This is a genomic window from Niallia sp., assembly GCF_031978665.1.
In the GTDB taxonomy this organism is placed as follows: Bacteria; Bacillota; Bacilli; order Bacillales; family Cytobacillaceae; genus Niallia.
Genome location: NZ_DALZDK010000012.1, coordinates 68269 through 77600, shown reverse-complemented (window position 1 = coordinate 77600; position 9332 = coordinate 68269). Strand labels below are relative to the sequence as shown.

The 9332-nt window shown below is 39.4% G+C and carries 7 protein-coding genes; all 7 read left to right on the top strand.

What is annotated here, in order from left to right:
- On the top strand, nucleotides 1-632 hold a 632-nt coding region (locus tag RTL21_RS08585), incomplete at its 5' end, for an RluA family pseudouridine synthase (RefSeq protein ID WP_312095279.1).
- A 199-nt stretch (nucleotides 633-831) separates the two neighbouring features.
- Nucleotides 832-1374: a bifunctional pyr operon transcriptional regulator/uracil phosphoribosyltransferase PyrR gene (gene pyrR / locus RTL21_RS08580; protein WP_312095277.1), complete on the top strand. Its 543-nt coding sequence runs from the start codon at nucleotides 832-834 to the stop codon at nucleotides 1372-1374.
- Between the two features lie 183 nt (nucleotides 1375-1557).
- Complete coding sequence (locus RTL21_RS08575; protein ID WP_312095275.1) at nucleotides 1558-2883, top strand: solute carrier family 23 protein; 1326 nt, start codon at nucleotides 1558-1560, stop codon at nucleotides 2881-2883.
- 175 nt (nucleotides 2884-3058) lie between these two features.
- Nucleotides 3059-3997: an aspartate carbamoyltransferase catalytic subunit gene (locus RTL21_RS08570; RefSeq protein WP_312095273.1), complete on the top strand. Its 939-nt coding sequence runs from the start codon at nucleotides 3059-3061 to the stop codon at nucleotides 3995-3997.
- Nucleotides 3963-5249, top strand: a complete 1287-nt coding sequence (locus tag RTL21_RS08565) for a dihydroorotase (protein ID WP_312095362.1) — start codon at nucleotides 3963-3965, stop codon at nucleotides 5247-5249. Before RTL21_RS08570 ends, RTL21_RS08565 begins: the two co-directional genes overlap by 35 nt.
- The gene (locus RTL21_RS08560) at nucleotides 5246-6343 is read left to right on the top strand and encodes a carbamoyl phosphate synthase small subunit (RefSeq protein WP_312095271.1); all 1098 of its coding nucleotides are present in this window, start codon (nucleotides 5246-5248) and stop codon (nucleotides 6341-6343) included. Before RTL21_RS08565 ends, RTL21_RS08560 begins: the two co-directional genes overlap by 4 nt.
- A partial coding sequence (gene carB / locus RTL21_RS08555; protein ID WP_312095269.1) for a carbamoyl-phosphate synthase large subunit occupies nucleotides 6330-9332 on the top strand: 3003 nt, incomplete at its 3' end. The genes RTL21_RS08560 and carB, both read left to right, overlap by 14 nt.

Here is a 9332-nt window from a genome sequence, read left to right as displayed (position 1 = left end):
AGCCAAAAGGAATGGTTGTCCATCCAGCTCCTGGCCATGTATCTGGCACATTAGTTAATGGCTTGATGGCTCATTGCAAAGATCTTTCTGGCATTAATGGAGTTATGAGACCTGGGATTGTTCATCGAATCGATAAAGATACATCTGGGTTATTAATGGTTGCAAAAAATGATGCTGCACATGAAAGCCTTGTTAATCAATTAGTAGCAAAAACAGTAACAAGAAAATATAAAGCATTGGTGCACGGTTCTATTCCTCATGATTATGGAACAATAGAGGCGCCAATTGGTCGTGACACAAAAGATAGACAAAGTATGGCGGTTATTGATAAAGGCAAGCATGCAGTTACTCATTTTCATGTGTTAGAAAGAATAGAAGGATACACATATATTGAGTGTCAACTAGAGACTGGTCGTACCCATCAAATTCGTGTGCATATGAAGTATATTGGCTACCCGCTTGTAGGCGATCCTAAATATGGCCCAAGAAAAACATTGGATATTGGTGGACAGGCATTACATGCAGGAATACTAGGATTTGAACATCCACGTACTGGTGAATATTTAGAATTTGAAGCACCACTGCCAAAAGAATACGAAACCCTTCTAGACACATTACGAAATAATCGTTGACAAGGTTTCTATTTTATATTAAGATAGCGTTAGTTGAATAAGTCCTTTAAATCAATCCCGTGAGGTTGAGAAGGAAAACGGATCCTAGCTATTTAAGCCAATAGCTATATTAGTATACGTATATCCTCTCATCCAAAAGGGTGAGAGGATATTTTTTTATAAAAATAAAGGTTGAATCACAGCATGGATGGTGAGCGAGATGTCACAAAAGGCACTTGTACTAGATGATCAAGCAATCAGACGAGCATTAACAAGAATTGCTCATGAAATCATTGAAAAAAATAAAGGAATTGAGGATTGTATCCTTGTTGGAATTCGAACAAGAGGGATATACATTGCCAATCGCCTTGCAGAAAAAATTGCTCAAATCGAAGGCAAGCCAATCGAAGTTGGAGAATTGGATATAACTTTGTACCGAGACGATTTATCGAAAAAGACGAAAAATGAGGAGCCATTAGTGAAGGGCTCAGATATCCCTACAGATATTCAAGGATTAAAGGTCATTCTTGTAGACGACGTCTTATATACAGGAAGAACAGTTCGTGCCGGCATGGATGCACTAATGGATATGGGAAGACCTGCATCCATACAGCTTGCAGTCCTAGTAGACAGAGGACATAGAGAACTACCGATAAGAGCTGATTATGTTGGGAAAAATATTCCTACCTCCAGTTCAGAAAAAATCGTAGTGGAACTTGCCGAAGTGGACGGACATGATGAAGTAAATATTTTTGAAAAATAAATAGTGCCCTTTTAAAAGCAGTCCTGTGAGGCTGAAAAGGGGAGTTTTTAAATAAGGTTTTTTTAAGCCTGTCTAAAACCCCTTTTTTGCTGAGCAGAAAAGGGGTTTTATTGTTTAGGCAATAGGGGAAACTAGTAAGCAATTATACAGTCATCATTTTTTTAGCAGAAAGAGGAGACAGCAATGAACGAATCAAAACCCTTATTAGGAATTAAAGATAAGCCGAGTGCCCTACAGTGGATAACATTAAGCTTACAGCATTTATTCGCAATGTTTGGTGCAACTGTTTTAGTACCATTCTTAGTAGAAATGAGTCCTTCGGTCGCTTTAGTATCAAGTGGTGTAGGGACACTCGCATTCTTAATCATTACGCAATTTAAGGTTCCAGCCTACTTAGGATCATCCTTCGCGTTTATCGCGCCGGTCATTGCGGCAAAGACAATGCCTGGCGGTGGAATAGGTGCAGCAATGATTGGAACATTCATTGCTGGGATAGTCTACGGCATTGTTTCCTTAATTATTAAAAAAGCAGGCTATCGCTGGATTATGAACATCCTACCGCCAATTGTTGTTGGACCAGTAATCATGGTTATCGGGTTAGCGTTAGCTACAACAGCAGTAGGGCAATCCATGTATATGAATAATGGTAGTGAGAATCAAGAATATAGCTTACTGTATATATCGGTTGCACTAGTAACCTTACTAGCAACGATTCTTTTCACTATGTTTGGTAAAGGAGTATTCAGCTTCATCCCAATCTTAGCAGGTATTATTGTAGGGTATGTATACGCCTTGCTAGTAGGGGTTGTTAACTTCCAAGGTGTTCTTGATGCAAAATGGTTTGCGATGCCAGATTTCATCTTTCCGTTTGTAGATTATCCTGTAAAGATTAATCTTGCTTTACTAACAATATTTGTACCAGTAGCAATCGTTACATTAACAGAACATATTGGTCATCAGCTAGTATTAAGCAAAGTAGTTGGAAAAGATTATATTAAAGATCCTGGATTGCACAGAAGTATATTAGGAGATGGAACAGCAACGATTCTCTCCGCATTAATGGGTGCTCCTGCCAAAACAACATATGGTGAAAACATTGGAGTATTAGCAATCACAAGAGTATACAGCGTCTATGTCTTAGCAGGAGCTGCAGTACTTGCCATCGGGTTTGGATTCATAGGCAAAATCGCTGCCCTTATTCAATCTATTCCAACACCGGTAATGGGAGGCGTATCGATTCTTCTGTTCGGAATCATTGCGTCCTCTGGATTAAGAATTATTGTAGAAGCGAAGATTGATTTTAATAAAAATCGCAATTTAGTGATTGCATCTGTCATCCTGGTAACAGGAATTGGAGGCTTCTCCATCCATATGGGAGAAAACTTTAAACTAGAAGGAATGGCCTTTGCTGCAATCCTTGGAATTATCCTAAACCTAGTATTACCTGGTAGAGAAAAAGCAAAAGAATATTTATTCGAAGAAGCAATCGCTGTAGACGAAACTAAATAATAAACACCTTTTAAACAAGTACAGAGAGACTTATAAGGGTGCCAAAAACGATGCATAGATTCTTGCGCTAGATTCACTTAGCCTAAATCTAAGCAAAATCAAACTTTTTGACGCCCTAACGAGTTGTTAGGGCGTTTTTTTTAGAAAAAAGCAGCAAATAACGGGAGGTAGTATCATGGAAAACTTATTAACTACGACTGAGTTATCCGTTACAGAGATCCAAGAAATCTTAAGAGATGCACAACGGTTTGCAAATGGTGAAACGTGGAAACCAGCAAATCAATGCTTTGTTGCAAATCTCTTCTTTGAGGCTAGCACAAGAACAAAAAGCAGCTTTGAAGTAGCGGAAAGAAAGTTAGGGCTTGAGGTAATCCCATTTGAAACAACAACCTCAAGTGTTGTTAAAGGAGAAACATTATATGATACTGTTCGAACGCTGGAATCAGTAGGAATAAATGCTGTGGTCATTAGACATGAAAAGGACCATTACTTTGATGAATTAGTAGGAAATGTAAACATACCAGTAATTAATGCTGGCGATGGTTGTGGGCATCATCCAACACAATCCCTACTAGATCTTCTGACGATACAGCAGGAATTCCAACGCTTCAACGGCTTGAAAGTAAGCATCATCGGCGATATCAGCCATAGCCGTGTTGCAAGATCAAATGCAGATGCCCTAACAAGACTCGGGGCAGAAGTCGTTTTCTCTGGACCAAGAGAATGGTTTGATGAAACAGTCCTTCAGGATGCAAATTATGAAGATATTGATACAGCGATTGAAACATCTGATGTTGTTATGCTACTGCGTGTCCAACATGAAAGACATGGAGATGAAAGAGCTGCTTTTGATAAAGAAAGCTACCATAAGCTATATGGGCTAACAGTAGAAAGAGAAAGAAAAATGAAGCCAGGAAGCATTATTATGCACCCTGCACCAGTGAACAGAGATGTAGAAATTGCAGATGAGCTTGTCGAATGCGAACGCTCCAGGATTTTTAAGCAAATGGAAAATGGTGTGTTTATCCGCATGAGTGTGTTAAAAAGATCATTAGAAAATATCGGAGGGAGAAATGAACATGTCAATACTTATCAAAAATGGCCAGTTGCTTAATACTACAGGGGAATTAGAACAGAAGGACATCTTGATCGAAAATGGAGCAATCAAGACTATTGCAAAGGGAATTGATGCGAATGCAGATGAAGTGATTGATGCAGCTGGAAAAGTGGTTGCTCCAGGGTTTATTGACCTACATGTTCATTTAAGAGAACCAGGCGGAGAAAAGAAAGAAACGATTGCGACAGGGACGATGGCAGCTGCACGCGGAGGGTTTACAACGATTGCGAATATGCCAAACACTAGACCTGTTCCTGATACGGTCGAAAATTTACATAATTTAAATGAAAGGATAAAAAATACGGCAAATGTAAATGTCTTACCATATGCGTCTATTACCATTAGACAATTAGGTAGTGAACTTACAGATTTTAAGGCACTTAAAGAATTAGGAGCATTTGCCTTTACCGATGATGGCGTTGGAATTCAAGAAGCTGGACAAATGCTAGAAGCAATGAAGCAAGCTGCTGCATTAGATATGGCAATTGTCGCTCACTGTGAAGATAATAGCCTCATTAATAAAGGCTGTGTACATGAAGGGGAATTTTCAAAGGCAAACGGCTTAAATGGAATTCCAAGTGTTTGTGAATCTGTGCAAATTGCAAGAGATGTTCTTTTAGCAGAAGCAACAGGCTGTCATTATCATGTATGCCATATCAGTACGAAAGAATCGGTACGTGTCGTAAGAGATGCGAAGAAAGCTGGAATCCGCGTGACAGCGGAGGTATCGCCACATCATTTACTTTTAGCAGATACGGATATCCCTTCTGTTGACACGAACTATAAAATGAATCCGCCGTTAAGAGGAACAGAGGATCGCAAAGCTCTAATCGAAGGATTATTAGATGGAACAATTGACTTTATCGCAACAGACCATGCTCCACATACTGCAAAAGAAAAAGCACAATCGATGCAGGTTGCACCATTTGGAATTGTTGGGTTAGAAACAGCATTTCCGCTCCTTTATACGAACTTTGTAAAAACAGGAAAAATGACGTTGCAACAGTTAATCGATTATCTAACAGTAAAACCAGCTCAAAGCTTTAAATTAGATGCTGGAACATTAGAAACAGGAAAGACAGCAGATATCGTTATCCTTGATCTAGAGGATACGAATAAAATTGACCCAGAAACATTTTTATCAAAAGGAAGAAACACCCCATTTGCTGGCTGGGAATGTCAAGGCTGGCCGGTTGAGACAATCGTTGGTGGAAAGATTGCTTGGAGAAAGGAAAGTGTACACGCATGAAAAAACAATTAATTCTTGAAGATGGCACGGTATTTATCGGAAAAGGCTTCGGTGCCGATACAGAAAAATTTGGTGAAGTAGTATTTAACACAGGAATGACAGGCTATCAGGAAATTCTATCCGATCCATCCTATTGTGGACAAATTGTAACACTTACGTATCCATTGGTAGGAAATTATGGTATCAATCGAGATGATTTCGAATCGATAACACCAGCCATTCATGGATTTATTGTCAAAGAAGTGTGTGATTTTCCTTCAAACTGGCGTAATGAACTATCATTAGATGAATATTTTAAGCAAAAGAATATTCCCGGAATTGCAGGCATTGACACGAGAAAATTAACACGTATCATCCGCCAATATGGAACTTTGAAAGGTGCGATTTGTAGCATCGAAGAAAATGCAGAAGAAGTAATCGCAAAATTAAAAGGAATTCCATTAAGTACAGACCAAGTAAATCAAGTCTCTACAAAGAAGCCTTATCCAAGTCCAGGTCGTGGCAGTCGCGTCGTGCTAGTAGACTATGGCATGAAGCATGGTATTTTACGAGAATTAAATAAACGAGATTGTGATGTCATCGTTGTTCCTTACAACACAACTGCAGAAGAGATACTAAGCTTAAGTCCAGATGGAGTCATGCTTTCAAATGGACCTGGAGATCCAAAGGATGTACCGGAAGCAATCGAAGCAATTAAAGGAATTATTGGGAAGGTACCGCTTTTTGGGATTTGCTTAGGCCATCAATTATTTGCTTTAGCAAGTGGAGCAAACACAGAAAAGATGAAGTTTGGTCATAGAGGCTCCAACCATCCAGTAAAAGATTTGTTAACTGGAAAGGTTTCTCTAACATCTCAAAATCATGGCTATACAGTGGAGGAAGCATCGATTAATCATACAAACTTAGAAGTAACCCATATCGCATTAAATGATGGAACAATTGAAGGCTTGCAGCATAAAGAATACCCAGCATTTACCGTACAATATCATCCAGAAGCATCTCCTGGACCAGAGGATGCAAACTATTTATTCGATCGTTTTATGGAAATGATACAATCTCACAAACAGGAAGGTGCCGCATATGTCAAAGCTTAAAAGTATTAAAAGTATATTAGTAATCGGATCAGGACCAATCATCATTGGGCAGGCAGCAGAATTTGACTATGCAGGAGCGCAAGCATGTATTGCTTTAAAGGAAGAAGGGTACCGTGTTATCTTAGTAAACTCGAACCCTGCAACCATTATGACAGATACAGAAATGGCCGATAAAGTTTATATCGAACCATTAACCCTTGAATTTGTCAGCCGAATTATCCGCAAGGAAAGACCAGATGCTATTCTGCCAACATTGGGAGGACAAACGGGCTTAAATCTTGCTGTTGAGCTTTCGGAAGCAGGCGTGTTAGAGGAATGTGGAGTAGAGGTACTTGGAACGAAGCTATCAGCGATTCAGCAAGCAGAAGATCGAGATCTTTTCCGTAACTTGATGAATGAATTAGGAGAACCGGTGCCAGACAGTGATATAATTCATAATATGGACGAAGCAAAAGCGTTTGTTGCAAAAATTGGCTATCCAGTAATCGTTCGACCTGCGTTCACACTTGGTGGAACTGGCGGTGGAATTTGCCATAATGATGAGGAATTAGAAGAAATCGTAACAAGCGGTTTAAAAAATAGCCCAGTTACCCAATGTTTATTAGAAAAAAGCATCGCAGGCTTTAAAGAAATTGAATACGAAGTTATGCGTGATAGCAATGATAATGCGATTGTCGTATGTAATATGGAAAATATCGATCCAGTTGGAATTCATACAGGTGACAGTATCGTTGTCGCACCAAGTCAGACGTTAAGTGATAGAGAATACCAGCTACTAAGAAATACTTCCTTGAAAATTATTCGTGCACTAAAAATCGAAGGTGGCTGTAACGTACAGCTTGCATTAGACCCAGATAGCTTCCAATACTATATTATCGAAGTAAACCCAAGGGTAAGTCGTTCTTCTGCTCTTGCAAGTAAAGCAACTGGCTATCCAATTGCAAAGCTAGCTGCAAAAATTGCAGTAGGCCTTACACTAGATGAGATGATGAACCCTGTTACCGGAAAAACATATGCAAGCTTTGAACCAGCACTTGATTATGTGGTAAGTAAAATCCCACGCTTTCCTTTCGATAAGTTTGAGTCAGCAAAGCGTAACCTAGGGACACAAATGAAAGCAACTGGAGAAGTAATGGCAATTGGTCGTACTTTTGAAGAATCTTTATTAAAAGCGATTCGCTCGCTTGAAGCAAAAGTATATCACTTCTCTCTAAATGCAGCGGACGAAACAAGTGACGAGCTACTAGAGAAACGAATAAGAGTTGCTGGAGACGAAAGATTGTTTTACATTGCAGAAGCACTAAACCGAGGTGTTAGCATTGAAACGATTCATGAATGGAGCAAGATTGACTTATTCTTCCTTTATAAACTTCAAGGTATCATCAAGTTCGAAAAAGAGCTAATCAATCATCCATTTGATGAGGAATATGTAAAAGAAGCAAAAGAAAAGGGCTTCGCTGATATTCAGCTTGCAAAGCTCTGGAATACATCAGAATTAGAAGTATATAACTGGAGAAAAGAAAAAGGCATCGTGCCTGTCTATAAAATGGTAGATACATGTGCTGCTGAGTTTGAATCAGAAACACCATACTACTATGGAACATATGAAGAGGAAAACGAATCGATTGTAACGGATAAGAAAAGCATTGTTGTTCTTGGATCTGGACCGATTCGCATCGGCCAAGGGATTGAGTTTGACTATGCAACGGTTCACTCTGTATGGGCCATTAAAGAAGCTGGATATGAAGCAATTATCATTAATAACAATCCAGAGACAGTTTCAACTGACTTCAGTATTTCGGATAAGCTTTACTTTGAACCACTTACGATTGAAGATGTGATGCATATTATCGACCTAGAAAAGCCAGAAGGTGTGGTTGTACAGTTTGGCGGGCAAACAGCCATCAACCTAGCTGGTCCATTAGCAGAACGAGGCGTCAAAATTTTAGGAACATCTCTGGAAGATTTAGATCGAGCAGAGGATCGAGATAAGTTCGAACAAAGTCTTCACGACTTAGGTATTCCACAACCTGACGGAAAAACGGCGTTAACAGTAGAAGAAGCGATTGTAGTTGCAAAATCAATTGGTTATCCAGTGCTTGTAAGACCATCTTACGTACTAGGCGGAAGAGCCATGCAAATCGTCTATAAAGATGAAGAGTTGATTCCTTATATGGAAAATGCGGTGAAAGCAAGTCCAGGACAGCCAATCTTGATTGACCGTTACTTAACAGGAAAAGAAATCGAAGTGGATGCAATCTGTGACGGAACAGATGTAGTAATTCCAGGGATTATGGAGCATATCGAACGTGCTGGAGTCCATTCAGGGGATTCAATTGCAGTTTATCCACCACAAAGCCTATCTACAGAAATTAAGCAAACATTAGTAGATTATACAACAAGACTTGCAAAAGGATTGAAGATTGTCGGCTTACTGAATATCCAGTACGTTGTTTCCAAAGGAGAAGTGTTCGTCTTAGAAGTAAATCCTCGCTCTAGTAGAACAGTACCATTCTTAAGCAAAATTACAAATGTGCCAATGGCGAAAATTGCAACAAAAGTTATTTTAGGCACATCCTTAAAAGACCAGGGCTATACAACAGGCTTAGTGCTTGAGAAATCTGGTGTTTATGTCAAAGTTCCAGTATTCTCTTTTGCAAAATTACGAAGAGTGGATATTACATTAGGACCTGAGATGAAATCAACTGGAGAAGTAATGGGTAAAGACATTACTCTTGAAAAAGCACTGTACAAAGGCTTAATTGCCTCAGGCATGAAGATTAAAACATTTGGAACAGTTCTAATGACAATCGGCGATAAAGACAAAGAAGAAGCTTTACAGCTTGCGAAAAGATTTACGAATATTGGCTATAGCCTGATGGCGACTAGTGGAACAGCAGCATTCCTTGAAAGCAATCAAATACCAGTGAAAGTGGTCGGTAAAATCGGTGGCGAAGGTCATACCCTAATTGATGTGATCCGCAACGGG

Excerpts from the sequence above, each read along its gene's own strand:
- RTL21_RS08565 (WP_312095362.1), top strand. The coding sequence starts at position 3,963 with ATGTCAATACTTATCAAAAATGGCCAGTTGCTTAATACTACAGGGGAA.
- RTL21_RS08560 (WP_312095271.1), top strand. The coding sequence starts at position 5,246 with ATGAAAAAACAATTAATTCTTGAAGATGGCACGGTATTTATCGGAAAA.
- RTL21_RS08570 (WP_312095273.1), top strand. The coding sequence starts at position 3,059 with ATGGAAAACTTATTAACTACGACTGAGTTATCCGTTACAGAGATCCAA.
- pyrR (WP_312095277.1), top strand. The coding sequence starts at position 832 with ATGTCACAAAAGGCACTTGTACTAGATGATCAAGCAATCAGACGAGCA.
- RTL21_RS08575 (WP_312095275.1), top strand. The coding sequence starts at position 1,558 with ATGAACGAATCAAAACCCTTATTAGGAATTAAAGATAAGCCGAGTGCC.